Raw genomic sequence first — 17,003 nt, 5'->3', positions numbered from 1 at the left:
ACACTCACACCCCGCAACAATTACCCAACCTCACAAATCGTTGCCGGGAATGGCTCACTGCACTGTGGAATCAGCCAGCCGGGACTGTGCCTCCCTTCGACTACGAAAAAGTGTGGAGGACGTGGGCGCCCAGGCTCCGTAGCGTCGCCCTCGACGGTGGCCACCTGCTCCCCGACGACCGGCCCAAGGAGGTCGTAGCCGCGCTACGCGCGCTGCTGAGCCAGGTCGCCGGACCTGAGTACCCGGCCCCGGTCACACTGAGGCTCGTCGTGTTTGCCCGTGCGGGCGCCGCTGGCCGCGATCGGGCCGGCCTGGCCATCGTCGCTGGTTTAGCCTGGGCGCGTGGCCACCCTTCCGCCTCGGCGTCTACGCGCCGGTTGGGCGGCGTCCCTGCTGTTGCTGATCGGCCTGGTGGGCGCCTCCGGCGGCGTCGGCGGGCAGGCCGGCGGACCTGCACATGGTCGGGGGCGCGCTGCCCGCGGTCACGGCGTTCACCGTCCCGGTCGGTTCCGGTGAGACCACGACTGCGCGTCCAGATGCTCGAACCCTGCTGGCGGGGCCGTGGTCGCCGGGCCATTCCACCGCCTTCGTCCTCGCGGCGGGCGCTGTGGCCCTGGGCCTTTCCCTGCTCGTGCGCTGGCGCCGGCCAGCACGCCGGGTCGCCCGTCCCGACGCCTCCGCAGGCGCCTTGGCCGTCCGCGGCCCACCGTCACCGCCTCGCCAGTTCTCGAGGTAGGCCCGCGCCACGGCCGGGCCGTGGGTCGGCTGCCGTCTGGCTTTCCCAGCCCTGCCGCCGTGCTGACTGACGCCCCCGATTCCCCGCCCGCCGGCTGACCAGCTCCGGGCCGGCTGCTGCCGTGCGCCGAGGTCACTGCTGCCGCGTGCCGCGGTCACGGGTTCGCGTACTCCGACCCGTCCGTCCTGCCGGGGCGTGGCGGCAGCGGCAGCGGCAGCGGAGATCAACCTCGGGTCCTGGCTCCGACATACCTGCCTGCGTGGCCTGCGCTGCGTGGCGGGCCGGGCACACATGCCCGCCATCGGACGATCATCGATCGAAGGACGATCTGTGGACTCGGGATTCGAATGGGATCGAATACTCATAGCCGTCGCACTGCTCGCGACGATGTTCCTGTTGCCCGCCCTGGTGATCTGGCGTGACCAGGTCCGGGACCGGCGCCGCTTCGGAGCGTCGGCGCTGTCCAGACCGGTCCGCTACGGACCCGACGGTGCGGCGTACCGGGAGGGGATGGCGCCCACGGGCAGTCCCGGCAGCCCCGTCAGCCCCGTTGGCCGGGACGGGCGGGACGATGCGTCCGCGCCGCTGACGATGTCGGAGACGCCCGGCCGGTGATGCCGGCACGCGGCCAGGTGAGCGGCGTTCGGCTATGCTCGATCGTGGTGTGCCGGGAAGTCTGGTCGGCGATGGCCGAACCGACCCCGGACGCTGGGAGACAGCTCTGAACCCGGCGCCGCGCCGCCCCCGCCGCCTGTTCGCCCGCGGCTCCTGGGCGGAGACGCGGCGGATCGCGGCGGTCCTGCGCAACGAGACGATCGGCGGGGCGCTGCTGCTCGCCGCGACCGCCGCCGCCCTCGGCTGGGCGAACTCACCCTGGTCGGGCTCCTACGATGCGCTGCTGACCACCAGCTTCGGCCCGGCGGCGCTGCACCTGGACCTCTCGGTCCGCGAGTGGGCGGCCGACGGGCTGCTGGCGATCTTCTTCTTCGTCGCCGGACTCGAGCTCAAGCGCGAGTTCGTCGCCGGGGACCGGCGCGACCCGGGCCGCGCGGCGGTGCCGGTGGCCGCCGCCGCGGGCGGGGTCGCCGTCCCGGCCGTGCTGTACACGCTGGTGAACCTGCACGGCGGGGCGCCGCGAGGCTGGGCGATCCCGACCGCCACCGACATCGCCTTCGCGCTGTCGGTGCTCGCGGTCGTCGGCAGGTGCCTGCCGACGGCGCTGCGGACCTTCCTGCTGACCCTCGCCGTCGTCGACGACCTGCTGGCCATCGTGATCATCGCCGTCGCTTACACGGGTGAGCTGTCCGTGCTGCCGCTGGTCGGCGCCGTCGTCGGGTTGGTGGCGTTCACGGTGCTGGTGCAGCGTCGGGTGCGGGCGTGGTGGCTGCTGCTGCCGCTCGCGGTGCTGACCTGGGCGCTCGTCCACGCCTCCGGGGTGCACGCCACGGTCGCCGGGGTGCTGCTCGGCTTCGCCGTGCCGGTGGTGCGCAGCGAGGAGGCCGGCGGGCCGCGGGCCGGGCCGGGGCTCGCGGAACACTTCGAGCACCGGTGGCGGCCGTTGTCGGCGGGCGTCGCCGTGCCGGTCTTCGCCTTCTGCTCGGCGGGGGTGACCATCGGCGGGCTCGGGGGCTTCGCTGACGCGCTGTCCGACCGGGCCGCCCTCGGCGTCGTCGTCGGCCTGGTCGCCGGCAAGGCGATCGGGATCTTCGCGACAACCTGGCTCGTCGTCCGTTTCACCGGGGCGAGCCTCGACAGCGGCCTGGCCTGGGTCGACGTCGCAGGGCTCGCGCTGCTCGGGGGGATCGGGTTCACGGTGTCGCTGCTCATCGGGGAGCTGGCGTTCGGGCCCGGCAGCGCCCGTGACGATCATGTAAAGGTGGGTGTGCTGACCGCTTCGGTCCTCGCCGCGCTGCTGGCGTCGGTGGTGCTGCGGCTGCGTAACCGTGCCTACGCGCGGATCCACCGGCTCGAGACGGCTGACGACGACCACGACGGCGTCCCGGACGTCTACGTCGACCGTCCGGGGGCCCGGCCCTAGCGCGTCGGTGGGCGCTGCTCGCCGACGGCGCCGGCCGGCGGGCGGATGAAACCCTGCTGGGCGGTCGTCGTGACCAGGGTGCCGTCCCGCCGGAAGATCTTGCCGGTGGAGTATCCGCGCCCCGCGGAGGCGGTCGGGGAGTGCTGGTCGTGCAGCAGCCACTCGTCGGCCCGGAACGGGCGGTGGAACCAGATCGCGTGGTCGAGACTGGCGAACGACACCCCCGGGCTGGCCGACGCGACCCCGTGCGGCCGCAGGGAGGTGGCCAGCAGATACAGATCGGACGCATAGGTGATCGCCTGCAGGTGGATCCGGGGATCGTCCCCCAGGGCGGTCCTGACTCGGAACCAGACCTGCTGGCTGGGGGGATACGCCCGCGGCGCGAGCGGGGACACGACGCTGACCGGGCGGAAGTCCAGCACTGCGAAGTGCGGGGGCAGCGGGCCGTCGAACCCCCAGGCGGTGAGGTGGCTGGGCAGGTCGGCGACCGTCTCGGGATCGGGCACGTCGGGCGGGGCCGAATCGGCGTGGTCGAGCCCCTCGCGTGGGGTTGTGAACGACACCATCACCTCGAACAGCCGGCGGTCGTGCTGGCGGGCGACCACGCGGCGCACCGCGGACGAGCGGCCGTCGCGAAGCCGCTCGACGTGGTAGCTCACCGGGATGTCCGGGTCGCCGGACTGCAGGAAGTAGCCGTGCAGCGAGTGCGCCGGGAAGTCCGCGGTCTGCTGGGCCGCGGCGAGTGCCTGGCCGGCGAGCTGACCACCGAAGATGCCGGCGCGGGCGCGCGCACCGCGGGCGCCGACGAACACGTCCGGCTCGGACTCCCGGACCCCGAGGATCTCGTCCAGGGTCATGGTCATGGTCTGGCCGTCCTGGTCGGTCGCGCCTCGCCCGCCGCCGATCAGGTGAACGCCTCGGACAGCTCGGTCCGAAGCACCCGGCGCAGCAGCTTGCCGCTCTCGTTGAACGGCAGCTCCTCCCGGAACTGGATGTGGTCCGCACCCGGCTGGAACGCAGCCGGGTGCGGACATGTGCCTTGAGGTCCTCCTCCGTCACCCCGCCGGAAGTGACGACGGCGGCGACGACCTGCTCGCCCCACTCCTTGTTCGGGATCCCGAACAAGGAGTGGGGCCTCGAGCACGCTCGGGTGCTCCAGCAGCACCGCCTCGATCTCGCCCGGCGAGAGGTTCTCCCCGCCGCGCACGATCACGTCGTCGAGCCGGCCGTGGACGAACAGGTAACCGGCCTCGTCGAGATTCCCCTCGTCGCGCGTCGGGAACCAGCCATCGGAGTCCAGCGTCGTTCCTCGACCGAGGTACTCGCCGGAGACCTGGCCGCCGCGCACGGAGATCTCCCCGCGCTCGCCCACCGGCACCTCGATGCCGGCCGCGTCGCGGATCGACACCTCCAGCGTCGGCAGCGGCTTGCCGACGGAGGCGAGCCGGGCGCGCACGGCCGGGTCGTCGCTGGCGAACGCCGCCTGATGGTCGTCGGGACCCAGCACGGCGATGGTGCTGGAGGTCTCGGTGAGCCCGTAGGCGTTGACGAAGCCGACGTGCGGCAGCAGGCCGACCGCGCGCTCGATGACCGGTAGCGGCATCGGGCCACCGCCGTAGGACAGCGACCTCAGCGAGGGCAGGCCCAAGCCATCGGACTCCACGATGTCGAGGATGCGGCCGAGCATCGTCGGGACGACCATCGCATGGGTGATCGACTCCTTCCGGACGGTGCGCACCCAGGCGACCGGGTCGAACGCCTCGAGCTGGACCACCCGGCGCCCGGAGTAGGTCGATGACAGCACTGCCGAGATGCCCGCGATGTGGTATGGCGGCACGCTGACGATCGCCGCCTCGTCCTCCGCGGACCCGGCGAACTCGACGGTGGAGATGATGTATTCCGTCAGGTTGCTGTGCCGCAGCACGGCGGCCTTCGGCTCGCCCGTGGTGCCGCTGGTGAACAGCAGGACGGCGATTTCCTCCGCGTCGCCACCCCAGCCGTCCGCCTCCTTGCCCTCGGGATTCTCCGCGAGCGCCAGGGCCTCGGCCCGGCTGAGGAACTCGACGCCGTCGACCGGCCCGACCCGCTCGACGACACCTTCACCCACGATGATCGTCGCCGGGGCGGTGCGGGCGACGATCGCGCGCAGCTGCGGATCAGCCAGGCGGTAGTTGATCGGCACGAATGGCTTGCCGGCGATCGCCGCGCCGAACAGCGTCAGGGGGACCGCGGGGGAGTTCAGGTCGATCAGCCCGACCCGCTCGCCCGGCAGTGCCTCAAGCGCGGCGCCGAGACGCCGGGCCTGGCTGGCCAGCTCGGCGAAGGTCAGACCGGAGGCCAACGGGCCGAGCGCGACCCGGTCGGCCATGCCGTCCGCGGCCATTTCGAGAAGCATCCCGAGGTGCATCGTGGCTACCCGTCAGTCAGAGGAGGGCAGGGGCTTGGCGTCCTTCTGCGAGAGGATGACCTCCCCGATGGACAGGGACCCGGCGCCGCCCTTGGTGCACAGCAGCTCGACGCCGGTCTCGCCGTCGGCGAACCGCTTGCCCAGCGGCGTGCCGGCGGAGAAAGCGGGGTCCAGGGTGAGCCCGGCGGGGACCTCGGTGCCGATCGCCACCATCGGATGGCCGCCGCAGCGCAGATCGACCGGTCCACTCGCGGGTTTCACCACGATGACCTCTGTCTGATCGACGGCTGAACGGTAGCGAGTACCAGGCTTGGCGACAAGACTCACGTTTTGACCTCCTCGCTCGCGCGTGTTCCTCTTCGCGGAGCGCGAGAGTGCCACGCCTTTCCTAATTTCTACTGCCCGGGGAGGAGTAGGCGCCACCGCCTCGGGCGGGAGCAACATCGCCGCCCGAGGCGCGGATCGGGGCGGCAGCCCGCACGCGCCGACACCTCACCTGGGCATCCGAGGCTACCTCGATTTCTGACAAAGGTGTCACGTGGTGCCGGGGATGGGCAGGCCCCGTTTCGGACGTAAGCCGGCGTGATCTCGGCTGGGCCGGAACCTGCCGTACATCTCATGTATCAAGTTAGACGTTTCGAGCTTCATTGAACCTCAAATCTGGACGCGGGGCAGCCGATGCATCGGCGCCCGGTCGACGGCCGGCCGTCACCTACTGCCGGGTTGATGGGTGCATTGCGTCACCATCAGCGATGAGTGCCTTGCGCATCCTCGCGTCCGGTCAGCCGCGGCAGCCGCGCCGTGCTCGGACCGATCGCCGGGCCGAGGAAGAGATCGCAACGCATCGCCCGCAGCGTGTTCAACTGCGAGGACGTCGTGACGTCGCCGGCCATCGTCCGGACGCCGAGCTCGTGGGCGAAGTACAGCAGGGCACCCGCGGCGGCGTGGTGAACCGGGCTGCGGTCGACGCCGTCGACGTGGATCCCGCTGAACCGGATGTAGCGGAAGGGCACCTGCTTCATGGCCGCGGCCGTCGCCAGGGCCGACCCGTAGCCGCCGATGCAGAGGTCGACTCCCAGCCGGCACAGCTCGCCGAAGGCCGCCAGCAGCGCCGGCTCGTCGTCGGCGACCTCCCGCTCGGCGATCTGCAGGCACAGCCGGTAGCGGACCTCCGCGCCGGTGGCGGATAACAGCAGGTCCAGCTCGGAAATGAACCGGTCTTCGACGAGGCAGCGGCTGGAGACGGTCACGTTCAGCAGCGGCGGCGGTGCGCCGTCGCCGCGCTCGTCCTCCCATCGGGCGGCAGCCCGGCAGACCCGGCCCACGGCCCAGCGGTCGATCGGCACCCGCAGACCGACGTGCGCGGGATCGGGCAGGAACTGCACGGACAGCACCAGCCCGCGGTGCGGATGGAGCCAGTACGGCAGCGCCTCCACCCCGGCCAGGCCATGGTCGAGGTCGTGGATCGGCTGGTAGCGCATGACCAGCTCGTCGTCGGACAGGACCCGAGGCAGCTCGTCGTTGTCCGTGATCTGAGCGAGCAGCCTGGTGCGCATCACCTCGTCGAACGCCAGCCGACGCCCCGGCCCGCGGCGCTTCGCTGTGTACATCGCGATGTCGGCGGCGTTGAGTAGATCCTCGCCGTCGGCGGTCTCCGGCTCGGACAGCGCAATGCCGACGCTGGCCGACAGCAGGACCGTGCGCTCGCGCAGCACACAGGGCGTGTCCAGGGTGGCGAGCACCCGGTCGGCGATCGCCTCGATGGCGGCGGGGGAGTCGATGTCCTCGCACAGCACGGCGAACTCGTCGCCGGAGAGCCGCCCGACGACGTCGGTGGGACGCACCGCGTGCTCGAGCCGTTGCGCCGTCAGCCGCAGCAGGTTGTCGCCAGCCTGGTGGCCGAGGGTGTCGTTGACCGTCTTGAAGCCGTCGAGGTCGATGAACAGCACGCCGATCCGGGTCCCGTCCCCGCGCGCCCGGCGCAGGGCCCGGTCCAGCCGGTCGAGCAGGGCCGTCCGGTTCGGCAACCCGGTGAGCCCGTCGTGCAGGGATTGCCGGCGGATCTCGTCCTCCGTCCGGAAACGCATCGCCGCCGCCCCCAGCACGGCTCCCACCGAGCGGACGAACTGGGCGTCCTGCTCGCTGAAGGCCGGGCCGGGTGGCGGGCGGCTCACCTCGATGACCGCCGACGGACGATCACCTCGGCCGGTCGCCACAACAAGGTCGTGCCCGCTCGCGGCGGGTAGCTGCGGGGTGCACCACGTCCGATCCGACCGGCCGACGCCCGCCTGGGCCCCGTCGGCGCTGGTCACGTCGGCGGGGGAGACAGTCGGTGAGAGTGCGGGTGCGCTGGCCGGCGTCGTCGAGTTCGTGGATCCGCACGGTCGCGCCGGCCAGATGCTCGGCGAGCATCTGGCCGGCGTGGGCCCACATCGTCGTGGCGTCCAGGCCCTCCAGCGCCTGCTGGCCCAGGTCGGCCACCAGGGTCTGCTCGATCGATCGGGTGCGCAGGGTGGCCAGCGTCTCCTGGTGTTCGGTGACGTCCGTCGCCACGCAGGTGAGGTAGCTCACCTCGCCGTCGGGTCCCGGGATCGGCGCCAGATGCAGATCGAAGCAGCGACCGAACGCCTCGATGACATGGTGCAGGGGGCGCCCGGCGAACGCGTCCTGCAGCAGGCCGACGGCGTCGGGCAGGTCCTGGAAGAGCGTGAACACCGAGATGTCGGGATGCTCGGCGAGGCGGGTCAGCGTCGCGTCCATGAGACCCTCGCTGGCGAGCACGAACCCCGACCGATCCACCAGGAACATCGACACCGGCGTGTTGTCCAGAATGAGGCGCAGCCGGTCGTTCGCGGTGATCTCGTCGGAGACGTCCTGGAGCTGGCTGAGGATCTCCCGGCCTGCCGGTCCGGGCACCGTCGCCGAGGTGACGAAAACGTGCACGGTGCTGTGGCCAGGGCGCCGCAGGCGGATCAGCCGCCGCAGCGGCGGGTTCTGCTGGCCGGGCCGGTGGATCTCCTCGTTCCAGAGCGCGCGCTCCTCGGGCGCGGCGACATCCTGCCAGTGCGTACCGACCAGCTCGGCCTCGGAACGGCCCAGCAGTGCGCAGGCCGCCGCATTGGCCCGGCGTAGGCGACCGGTGCGAAAATCCGTCACCGTCACCGCGAGGTTCAGGAGCTCGAAGAGGTCGGGACGCTCCTGTGCCAAGACTCTCCACCCACCCACCCCATGCGGTCCAGCCCTGTTTCATACCCGGGTGGTCGCGCCCCATGCGGCGCCGAGACCAGCTATCGCTAATGGAAAGTAGTCGTCCGATCCGGCGCCGAGGGTGGCCGTCGTGCCGTCAGCGGGTCTCGAACGGTTCGGTCTCAAGCCTCGGAGCCGGTTTCATCGCCGTCCGTCATGTCCAGGACGACTTTGCCGATCGCTCGCCGCTCGGCGACGTGGAGCAGGGCGGCGCTGGTCTCGGCCAGCGGGAAGCGGGCTCCGACGAGTGGGGCAACCCGGCCGGTGGCGAGCAGCTCGGCGAGCTCGGCCCGATCCCGCGCCGCGAGTTCCGGCTCGAACCGGGGGAAGGTGCGCAGCTCGAAGCCGCGCACGATCATGCCCTTCAGTAGCAGCAGGTTGAGCGGGATGCGCGGGATCTCCCCGCTGGCGTAGCCGACGGTGACGAAACGTCCGCCCCAGCCGAGGGTGCGCAGCGCCGCCTCGGAGTACCGCCCGCCGACGGGATCGACGACCACGTCCGCCCCGTCGACCGCCGCTCGGATCGCGTCGCGTAACGGCGTGCGTTCGTAGTCGATCAGGAACTCGGCGCCGCGCTCCTTGCAGGCAGCGAGCTTCTCCGGGCTGGACGCCGCGGCGACCACCCGCGCGCCGAGCAGCGCGCCCAGCTCCACCGTCGCGAGTCCGACGCCGCCGGCGGCCCCCAGCACGACCAGCCGCTCCCCGGGCGTGATGTTCGCGATCGAGCGCAGCGCGTTGTAGGCGGTGAGGTGGCAGACCCAGCTCGCCGCGGCCGTGGTGAGATCCACCCCCGCCGGCACCGGGATGAGCGCGTCCGCCGGTGCGGCGACGTACTGCGCGAACGCACCGCTCATCACGCCGCCGGCCACCCGGTCGCCGACCCGGACGCCCGTCACCTGCGGTCCGACCGCGACGACGACCCCCGCGAACTCGCTGCCGGGGGTGAACGGCGGCGGGACCGGAACCTGATATCGGCCCGCGGCGATGAGCACGTCCGGCAGGTTCACCGCCGCCGCGCGCACCCTGATCAGCGCCTCACCCGGCCCCGGCGTGGGCCTGGGCACCGCCTCGGTCGCGATCCCGTCCGGTGTGCCCAGTCGATGGCAGACTGCGGCTCGCATCATCGCGGTGTCCACGCGAGCAGTATGCCAGGCCACACCCCAAGCTTCGGGTTTCGCGAAGGTCATCCGGTTTGCCGTGGCGTCCCGCGGGCCCGGGCCGGCGTGATTGAGTGGGCGGATGGATGACGAGCGGATCTACGCCCAGGTCAGCGCCCTCGTGGCCGAGGAGCACGAGCTGCGGGGCCGGCGGGCCCGCTGCGAGATCGACGCCGAGACCGAGCACGAGCGGCTCGACCACCTCGAGCAGACCCTGGACCAGTGCTGGGACCTGCTGCGTCGGCGCCGCGCGCGGCGCGCTGCCGGCCAGGACCCGCAGAGCGCCGAGCCGGGCAGCGTCGCGCAGGTCGAGCACTACCTTCAGTAGGACGGTGGCCTTTCAGGAGGGCGGCAGCGTCACTAGGACGGCGGCCTTCAGCAGGGCGGCCAGCGTCAGTAGGACGGCCGGCAGGGCGGCGGGCCTGGAGTAGAGGAGCGGGATGGATCTGCAGCTTGCGGGCCGGGTTGTGCTGGTGACCGGCGGCTCGGACGGCCTCGGTGCCGCCCTGGTGCGGAGGCTGGCGGCCGAGGGGGCCAAGGTGGCCTTCTGCGGCCGGGACGAGACGCGGCTGCGGTCGGTCGCCGAGGCGGCCAGCGGCTCGGCCGGCTCGGCTGGTGCGGGCGGGGAGGTGCTGCCGGTGGTCGCCGACGTCCGCGAACCGGCCGACCTCGAGCGGTTCGTCGCCGCCGCCGCCGAGCGGTGGGGCGCCGTCGACGCCCTGATCAACAACGCCGGTGCCAGCGCCGCGGGGCCTTTCGAGCGTCAGACCGACGAGGTCTGGCAGGGCGACCTCGACCTGAAGCTGCACGCGGCGGTCCGCGCGTCCCGGCTCGTCCTGCCGCACCTGCGCCGGGTGGGCGGCGGCAGCATCGTGAACTCGCTGTCGATCAGCGCCCGGACGCCGGGCGCGGGCTCGCTGCCGACGTCGGTCACCCGGGCCGCCGGACTCGCGCTCACCAAGGCCCTGTCCAAGGAGTTCGGCCCCGACAACGTGCGGGTCAACGCCGTCCTCATCGGTCTGGTGGAGAGCGGCCAGTGGGACCGGGCCGCCGCCACGCAGGGCGTCGGGGTCGACGAGCTCTACGCGCGGATGGGGCGCGACAGCGGCATCCCGCTCGGTCGGGTGGGACGGGCGCAGGAGTTCGCCGACCTCGTCGCCTTCCTGATCTCCGCGCGGGCCGCCTACATCACCGGCACGGCCGTCAACCTCGACGGTGGCCTGAGCCCGGTGGCCTGACGGGCCTCGGCCAGTCCGAAAGGTGACCTTCCGGTGTCCCGTTTCCTGTTCGCCACCACTCCCGGCGTAGGCCACACCGCCCCGGCCTACCCGGTCGCCCGGACCCTGGTGGCCCGCGGGTTCGCCCTGCCCGCGCTCGGACACGTCCGGGACCTGCGTGCCATGCTCGATCGGGAATCTGCTGACGTCATCGTCGGCGGCGCCGACCCGGCCGAGCTCATGCCGCACGTCGACGTCTTCCTCACCAACGGCGGGTACGGCGGGACGCAGCTCGCGCTCTCGCACGGCGTGCCGATCGTCGGCGCCGGCCGGAATATCACGTGACGCGTTGAAGGACTGCCATCACCTCGGCGGCCTCGAACACCCGCGCGTACTGCCGGCCGGTCCGCTCCCGCAGGATGGCCAGCTCCACCAGCTTGCCGATCGCGTTGCTCGCGGCCTGGTAGGTGCGTCCGGTGTCGGCACTCACGGTGCGGGCGGTGACGAACGGCGCGCCGATGAGCCGGGCCGCGATGTCCCGCACCAGCCCGCCGGTGAGCCCGGCCGCCCGGATCCGCGTCACGTAGTCGGCCTGCAGCGCCAACAGGTCGTCGACGATGCGGACCGTCGCGCGCAGGACGCGGCGAGTCCCGTCGCGAAGAAGCCGATCCAGCCGTCCCAGTCGCCCTGTGCGCTGAGGTCCGCGAGCCGGTCCTGGTACTCCTCGCGGCGAGCCTCGAACCACGGCGAGATGGTGAGCAGCGGCTGCGGGAGCGCACCGCGGCCGCAGAGATCCAGAACCACCAGGAGACGCCCGATGCGCCCATTGCCATCGTTGAAGGGATGAAGGGTCTCGAACTGATAATGCGCCATCGCAGCCGCCACCACGGGATCGAAGTCCCTGGATCCGATGACCATCCAGTCGATGAGGTCCCGGACGGCCGCGTCGAGGTCCAGACCGGGCGGTGGCGGGACGAAGCGGGCCGTCTCGATCGATCCGCCGCGGCTGCCGATCGCCACCTGGATCTACCGAATCCTGCCGGCCTCCCGGGTGTCCGCAGGAGTTCCGCGGACGAGGTCGCGATGTGCCTGGCACAACGTGGTGCCGGTGAGCGGGCGGCCCTCGTCGATCCAGGCGAAGGCGCCCTGCGCGGCCCGGACGTAGTTGAGGACCTCGCGCACCTGATCGCTGAGTGTCGTCTCCTCGGCGACATCGGCCGCCAGGACATCTTCCAGGGGCGCGAACGTCCCCTCCAGGGCAGATGTGCTCTGTGCCTCCGCCCGCAAGGTCGGCTGCCGCAGCAACGCGGGTTCGGGGATCTGCCGGCTCGCCTGGTAGAGCCGGCCGAGCGCGTGTCCAGCCTGGGCGACCCGCCGCCAGGTACGGCCGGACAGCTCGGGCTGGACCTCGCCGAGGGGATCGGGCAGATATGCGACGTGCTCGTAGGTTCGTCCGGTGCGGCCGTCCTGACCGGTGATCGTTACCAGGCGGCCGACCGGGCTTGCGGTGAAGCGCTCCCGGTCCACAATTCAAGTTTAGGGCCGGAAACTTGAAATCTTGGTGGACGAATTCAAGTCTGCTTGGATTGTGGCGGGCTGTCGGGCTGACCCGCCGGCAGGTCGCCGGTGGCGGCCGGGGTGGCGAGGGGGAGGCGGACCTGGACGCGGGTGTCGCCGGGGGCGGAGGTGACCCGCAGGCGCCGTGGTGCTTTTTCACCACGATCCGCCAGGAGATGTCCAGGCCGAGGCCGGTGCCCTCGCCGACCGCCTTCGTCGTGAAGAACGGTTCGAAGATCCGGTCCCGGATGGCGGGGTCGATGCCGGGGCCGGTGTCGCCGATCTCGACGACGAGGGTGTCGTGGTCGGCGAAGGTGCGCACCGCCAGCGTGCCGCGGTGGTCCATCGCGGCGACGGCGTTGTCGATCAGGTTCGTCCAGACCTGGTTGAGCTCGGCGGCGTAGGCGGGGACCGGGGGCAGGGACCGATCGTAGTCCCGGCGGATGTCGACGTCGTCGCCGATCTTGCGGCCGAGCATGATCAGGGTGCTGTCGAGCAGCTCGTGGATGTCGACGGTCTGGTACGGCGCCCGGTCCATCTGTGAGTACTGCTTGGCGGCGGTGATCAGGGTCGAGACGCGGCTGGTGGAGTCCTCGATCTCCCGCATGAGCAGTTCGCTCTCGACGGTGTAGGTCAGCCAGCGCACGGCGCCGTCGAGCACCCCCGCCGGCACCGAGGCGGCCGCATGATCGAGCCAGGCGACGTCCAGGCCGGCCTGCACGAAGATCGGTGCGACGTCCCAGGCGTCACCGATGTCGCGTTCGTCCAGCCAGTCGCCGATGAGGTCCTCGCGGTCCGAGACCTCGATCGGGCTGAGGGACGGCGCCTTCGCCACCCGCTCCACCGCCTCCTCCTGCAGGCGGATGAGCACCTCCAGCTCGGTGCGCTCGTACGGACCGGAGGCGATCACGCCGAGCTTGTGCCGCATGCCGGCGACCCGCTCGCGCAGCGCCGAGGTGGCCCGCACGGCTGCGGCCGCCGGGTTGTTCAGCTCGTGGGTCAGCCCCGCGGACAGCGAGCCCAGCGCGAGCAGCCGCTCCCGCTGCCCGACCACCTGCTGGGTGTTCTGCATGCCGAAGAACAGGCCCTCGAGCATGTGCAGGGCCATCGGGAACCACTCGCGCATCACGGTTGCCACGTCGTCGGCGTCGAGGACGAAGAACCGGCTGGGCTCGGTGACCCGCATCGAGTTCTCGTAGACCTGGGGCACCCGGTCGCCGAGGTAGGCGTGCCAGGCACCGGCGTACACCCCCCGTTGGGAGGAGCGCACGACCTCGATGTCGTCCGCACCCACCCGGGTGGACATCATCAGCGCGCCGTCGATGAGCACGTAGAAGCAGGTCGCCGGCGCGCCCTCGGAGTAGACCGGGCCCGGCTCGAGCAGTTCGGCGTGTCCGCGTTCGCACAGCCAGTGGAGCTGGTCGTCGGTGAGCTTCTCGAACAGGAACAGGGTGCGCAGCTCGTCGACGTCGCAGGGAACCGTCGCCATGATCTCTCCCGGTGCGGCCGTCATCGTTTCGGCGAGGTACTCATCGTTTTTCGAGGTAACGGTGGACGAGCGCGATGGCCATGGCGCCCTCGCCGACCGCTGAGGCCACCCGCTTCACCGATTCCGCGCGAGCGTCGCCGGCGACGAACACCCCCGGCACCGACGTCTCCAGGTGGTAGGGGTCGAGGCCGAGGGACCAGCCCGGCGGGCGGCGGCCGTCGACGACGAGGTCCGGCCCGGCCAGGACGAACCCGCGCTCGTCGCGGGTCAGCACGCCGTCGAGCCAGCCCGTGCGCGGCGCGGCGCCGATGAAGATGAACAGCCACTGGGTGTCGACCGTCTCGGTCTCGCCGCTGGCGTTGTCCCGCAGCGTGAGCCGTTCCAGATGGCCGTCGCCCTCGGCCGAGACGACCTCGGTGCAGGTCCGCACGGTGATCGCAGAGACCCCGGCGAGTAGTGGGACATGGACGACTCCAGCGACGACCCGCGTACCACCAGGGTGACCCGCCGGGCGTGCCGGGCGAAGTGCATCGCGGCCTGGCCGGCCGAGTTCGCCCCGCCGACGATGTACACCTCCTGCCCGGCGCAGGCGGGCGCCTCGGTGAGCGCGGAGCCGTAGAACACGCCGCGGCCGGTGAACTCGTCCAGGCCGGGGGCGGTGAGCTGCCGGTAGGACACCCCGGTGGCGAGGACGACGGCGTGCGCGGAGATCTGCCGGCCGTCGTCGAAGTGGATCGTGCGCGCCGGGCCGCAGACCTCGAGCGCGACAGCGTCGCGGGCGGTGAGGACCTCCGCGCCGAACTTGACCGCCTGCCGGCGGGCCCGGTCGGTGAGCTGGGCACCGGACACGCCGTCCGGGAAGCCCAGGTAGTTCTCGATCCGCGAGCTCTGACCGGCCTGCCCACCGGTGGCCGTGCGCTCGACGAGGACTGTGCGCAGGCCCTCCGAGGCCGCGTACACCGCCGAGCCCAGTCCCGCCGGGCCGCCGCCGATCACCACGACGTCGTGGAAGTCCGCGGTGGGGGAGGTGCTCAGCCCCACCCGGCCGGCGAGCTCGGCGTCGGAGGGGTCGGTCAGTGTCATACCGTCGGGAGTGATCACGATGGGCAGTGTGTCGGGGGACGCCTCGGCCGCGGCCAGCAGCCGCGCGCCCTCCGGCTCCTCGGACAGGTACAGCGGTAGGGCACCTGGTTGCGGGCGAGGAAGTCGCGCACCTCGTAGGAACGCGCCGACCAGCGGTGCCCGACGACCCGGGTCTCGGCGACGGGGGTGTGGTCGGCGGCGAGCCAGGCGTCGAGCAGGCCGTCGACGACCGGGTAGAGCTTCTCCTGCGGCGGGTCCCACGGTTTGAGCAGGTAGTGGTCGAGGTCGACGATGTTGATGGCGTCGATCGCCGCGGTGGTGTCGGCATACGCCGTCAGCAGCACCCGGCGCGCCGTCGGGTACAGGTCCATGGCCTGCTCGAGGAACTCGATGCCGTTCATCGTCGGCATCCGGAAGTCCGCGAGCAGCACGGCGACCCGGTCGCCGCGCAGCTTCATCTCCCGCAGCGCGTCGAGCGCCTGCGGCCCGGACTCGGCGCGCACGATCCGGTAGCGCTCCCCGTACTCGCGCCGCAGGTCGCGGGCGACCGCGCGGGAGACGCTCGGGTCGTCGTCGACGGTGAGGATCGCCGGCCGGGAGGCCGGCCTCGAACCGGGCGCCGCCGCTGCGGCGCCGGGCGTGGGCGGAGCCGATGCGGACGTCATGGGTGCCCCCCGGGGAGATCGGTGGCTGGCGCGGTGCCGGTGTGTCGTCGGACGCGGATCGGTCGAGCGCGGGTCACGGGCCGTCAGGCGACGGGCGAGTAAGCGACGGGTCTGCGGGGACGGGGTAGACGGACGACTGCTGGGGGTCAATCGGCCAGTCGGGCCGTCCCGAGCGGCGGTGGCCGGCCGGCCGCGGGGCGGGGCGCAGGTGGGTGGGCGCGGGTGAGCCGGTGCCGTCCGCACGCCGCCGCATTCCGCCAGTCTATGGTTCCGCCCCCCGCCGCGTTCACACGTGCGAAAAACCGCCCCAGGAAGCCCCGTTCCGGTGCGGTCGTGTCGATCCTGGTCAACCGGGCCCGCCGCCAGGCCGCCAGGCCGCCGCGGCCGGCCAGCCGGGTCCGTCCCGCCCGTTCGCGGGGGTACCGATCCTGCTCAAGGACGCCGGGCAGGAACGCGCCGGCACGCCGCATGGGCCGGCTGCCGGCTGCCGGGTGCTACGCGACGCCGCAGGTGTCTCGGCGGTGACGACGCCTCTGGCCGCGCGGTTCGAACGACTGGGGTTCGTCGTGGTCGGCAAGGCGGCGGTGTCCGAGCTGTCCGCGGGCGTCACCACCGAGCCGCCCGGTTTCGTCCCCACCCGCAACCCGCATGCCCCCGACCGGACGGTCGGCGGGTCGAGCGGGGGATCCGCCGCCGGTCTTGTGCCCCTCGCGCACGGCGCCGACGGCACCGGGTCGCTGCAGGGACGGCGCGCCGCCGCCGCCGCGCAGGCCGCCGCCCGGATCCGCTATCCGCCTGGTGGGACCGGTTCGACCTGCCCGTCACCCCGGTCCTGCGCCAACCACCCTGGCCGCTCGGCTCCCCCGCGGCGCCGGTGACACGGGCCTGTTCTACGTACCCGTTCAGCCTCACCGGCCAGCCCGCGATGTCGCTGCCCCTGCCCACCGGCGCCGACGGCCTGCCCATCGGGGTGCAGATCGTCGGCCGCCACGGCGACGATCTCGGCCTGCTCCAGATCGCCGCGGCGTTGGAGACCGCGACCGGCGGGCCGTCCCCACCCGTCCCCACCCCCGGACCCGGCACTAGGCAGCGACCGGTGAGCGCACGCCCCACTCCTCGTCCGCACCCGCATTGGCTACACAGTGTCATCACCGAATATGCGACAGCGCCGTCGGTTTTACAGTCCCGTGTCCGATGGTGGGCTCGCCGGTGGGATGGGGAGCTCGTGGACGGGCCGAACCCCTACGACCTCCCTGGCGGCCAGGAAAAGCGACATCCTCGACGACGCCACCAGCGAACCGAGATATTCGGGCTGGGACGTCTGTGGCGGCGTCGACGCAATTCAGCCCGGATGCCGGTGGTCTCAGGCCCGGGGGTCTCTCTCGTTGAGCGCGTCGAACTTGCGCAC

The 17,003-nt window shown here is 72.1% G+C and carries 16 protein-coding genes and 3 pseudogenes; 8 read left to right on the top strand and 11 right to left on the bottom strand.

What is annotated here, in order from left to right:
- Positions 1–457 precede the first annotated feature (457 nt).
- From G6R25_RS11825 to nhaA, 3 genes are all read left to right on the top strand, one after another.
- Positions 458–736, top strand: coding sequence for a hypothetical protein (locus tag G6R25_RS11825; RefSeq protein WP_163553013.1), 279 nt, complete (start codon positions 458–460; stop codon positions 734–736).
- A gap of 330 nt (positions 737–1,066) precedes the next feature.
- Entirely contained in the window at positions 1,067–1,351 is a 285-nt protein-coding gene (locus G6R25_RS11820) for a hypothetical protein (protein ID WP_136449165.1), read from the top strand.
- A gap of 34 nt (positions 1,352–1,385) precedes the next feature.
- Positions 1,386–2,774 carry a Na+/H+ antiporter NhaA gene (gene nhaA, locus G6R25_RS11815; RefSeq protein ID WP_163553012.1) on the top strand — a complete coding sequence of 463 codons (1,389 nt, stop codon included), beginning with the start codon at positions 1,386–1,388 and terminating at the stop codon, positions 2,772–2,774.
- Here nhaA and G6R25_RS11810 read toward each other — a convergent pair.
- The 6 genes from G6R25_RS11810 to G6R25_RS11790 all read right to left on the bottom strand — a co-directional run bounded on the left by G6R25_RS11810 (position 2,771) and on the right by G6R25_RS11790 (position 9,548).
- Entirely contained in the window at positions 2,771–3,637 is an 867-nt protein-coding gene (locus tag G6R25_RS11810) for an acyl-CoA thioesterase (protein WP_235948163.1), read from the bottom strand. The two genes, nhaA and G6R25_RS11810, sit on opposite strands and share 4 nt — an antisense overlap.
- A 41-nt stretch (positions 3,638–3,678) precedes the next feature.
- Positions 3,679–5,169, bottom strand: coding sequence for a class I adenylate-forming enzyme family protein (locus G6R25_RS11805; RefSeq protein WP_473246893.1), 1,491 nt, complete (start codon positions 5,167–5,169; stop codon positions 3,679–3,681).
- 24 nt (positions 5,170–5,193) lie between these two features.
- A complete protein-coding gene (locus G6R25_RS11800) occupies positions 5,194–5,442 on the bottom strand; it encodes a hypothetical protein (RefSeq protein WP_235948161.1) in 249 nt (82 codons plus the stop codon).
- A 485-nt stretch (positions 5,443–5,927) separates the two neighbouring features.
- Positions 5,928–7,397: a putative bifunctional diguanylate cyclase/phosphodiesterase gene (locus G6R25_RS26900; RefSeq protein ID WP_235948159.1), complete on the bottom strand. Its 1,470-nt coding sequence runs from the start codon at positions 7,395–7,397 to the stop codon at positions 5,928–5,930.
- A complete protein-coding gene (locus tag G6R25_RS26895; RefSeq protein WP_235948157.1) occupies positions 7,378–8,388 on the bottom strand; it encodes a PAS domain-containing protein in 1,011 nt (336 codons plus the stop codon). The genes G6R25_RS26900 and G6R25_RS26895 overlap by 20 nt, the downstream gene beginning before the upstream one ends.
- Before the next feature lie 161 nt (positions 8,389–8,549).
- The gene (locus G6R25_RS11790) at positions 8,550–9,548 is read right to left on the bottom strand and encodes an NADPH:quinone oxidoreductase family protein (protein WP_205447067.1); all 999 of its coding nucleotides are present in this window, start codon (positions 9,546–9,548) and stop codon (positions 8,550–8,552) included.
- A 118-nt stretch (positions 9,549–9,666) separates the two neighbouring features.
- Between G6R25_RS11790 and G6R25_RS11785 the strand changes: the two genes are divergently transcribed.
- From G6R25_RS11785 to G6R25_RS11775, 3 genes are all read left to right on the top strand, one after another.
- The gene (locus G6R25_RS11785) at positions 9,667–9,912 is read left to right on the top strand and encodes a DUF2630 family protein (protein ID WP_163553009.1); all 246 of its coding nucleotides are present in this window, start codon (positions 9,667–9,669) and stop codon (positions 9,910–9,912) included.
- Positions 9,913–10,024: 112 nt separating this feature from the next.
- Positions 10,025–10,822: an SDR family oxidoreductase gene (locus G6R25_RS11780; protein ID WP_163553008.1), complete on the top strand. Its 798-nt coding sequence runs from the start codon at positions 10,025–10,027 to the stop codon at positions 10,820–10,822.
- A 33-nt stretch (positions 10,823–10,855) separates the two neighbouring features.
- Entirely contained in the window at positions 10,856–11,146 is a 291-nt protein-coding gene (locus G6R25_RS11775) for a hypothetical protein (protein ID WP_163553006.1), read from the top strand.
- On the opposite strand, the gene G6R25_RS26890 is transcribed toward G6R25_RS11775, so the two are convergent.
- The 5 genes and pseudogenes from G6R25_RS26890 to G6R25_RS11760 form a co-directional block, all read right to left on the bottom strand.
- On the bottom strand, positions 11,139–11,405 hold the full coding sequence (locus tag G6R25_RS26890) for a hypothetical protein (protein ID WP_235948155.1): 267 nt from the start codon (positions 11,403–11,405) through the stop codon (positions 11,139–11,141). The genes G6R25_RS11775 and G6R25_RS26890 overlap by 8 nt on opposite strands.
- A complete protein-coding gene (locus G6R25_RS26885) occupies positions 11,381–11,821 on the bottom strand; it encodes a Fic family protein (RefSeq protein WP_235948153.1) in 441 nt (146 codons plus the stop codon). The genes G6R25_RS26890 and G6R25_RS26885 overlap by 25 nt, the downstream gene beginning before the upstream one ends.
- A 6-nt stretch (positions 11,822–11,827) precedes the next feature.
- Positions 11,828–12,328, bottom strand: coding sequence for a Fic/DOC family N-terminal domain-containing protein (locus G6R25_RS26880; RefSeq protein ID WP_235825821.1), 501 nt, complete (start codon positions 12,326–12,328; stop codon positions 11,828–11,830).
- Positions 12,329–12,372: 44 nt separating this feature from the next.
- A pseudogene (locus tag G6R25_RS11765) lies at positions 12,373–13,847 on the bottom strand (ATP-binding protein).
- A gap of 40 nt (positions 13,848–13,887) precedes the next feature.
- Positions 13,888–15,595 (bottom strand): annotated as a pseudogene (locus G6R25_RS11760) (NAD(P)/FAD-dependent oxidoreductase).
- 212 nt (positions 15,596–15,807) lie between these two features.
- On the opposite strand from G6R25_RS11760, the pseudogene G6R25_RS11755 reads away from it, so the two are divergent.
- A pseudogene (locus G6R25_RS11755) lies at positions 15,808–16,320 on the top strand (amidase family protein); the annotation flags it as partial.
- Positions 16,281–17,003 (top strand): amidase family protein (locus G6R25_RS30385; RefSeq protein WP_419469347.1); only part of this gene is annotated, 723 nt, incomplete at its 3' end. The pseudogene G6R25_RS11755 and the gene G6R25_RS30385, both read left to right, overlap by 40 nt.

This window comes from Candidatus Frankia alpina (assembly GCF_902806485.1).
GTDB lineage: Bacteria > Actinomycetota > Actinomycetes > Frankiales > Frankiaceae > Frankia > Frankia alpina.
This window is presented reverse-complemented; position numbering and strand designations above follow the sequence as displayed.

Excerpts from the sequence above, each read along its gene's own strand:
- G6R25_RS11825 (WP_163553013.1), top strand. The coding sequence starts at position 458 with ATGGTCGGGGGCGCGCTGCCCGCGGTCACGGCGTTCACCGTCCCGGTC.
- nhaA (WP_163553012.1), top strand. The coding sequence starts at position 1,386 with ATGCTCGATCGTGGTGTGCCGGGAAGTCTGGTCGGCGATGGCCGAACC.
- G6R25_RS11810 (WP_235948163.1), bottom strand. The coding sequence starts at position 3,637 with ATGACCATGACCCTGGACGAGATCCTCGGGGTCCGGGAGTCCGAGCCG.
- G6R25_RS11805 (WP_473246893.1), bottom strand. The coding sequence starts at position 5,169 with ATGCTTCTCGAAATGGCCGCGGACGGCATGGCCGACCGGGTCGCGCTC.
- G6R25_RS11790 (WP_205447067.1), bottom strand. The coding sequence starts at position 9,548 with ATGCGAGCCGCAGTCTGCCATCGACTGGGCACACCGGACGGGATCGCG.
- G6R25_RS11785 (WP_163553009.1), top strand. The coding sequence starts at position 9,667 with ATGGATGACGAGCGGATCTACGCCCAGGTCAGCGCCCTCGTGGCCGAG.
- G6R25_RS11780 (WP_163553008.1), top strand. The coding sequence starts at position 10,025 with ATGGATCTGCAGCTTGCGGGCCGGGTTGTGCTGGTGACCGGCGGCTCG.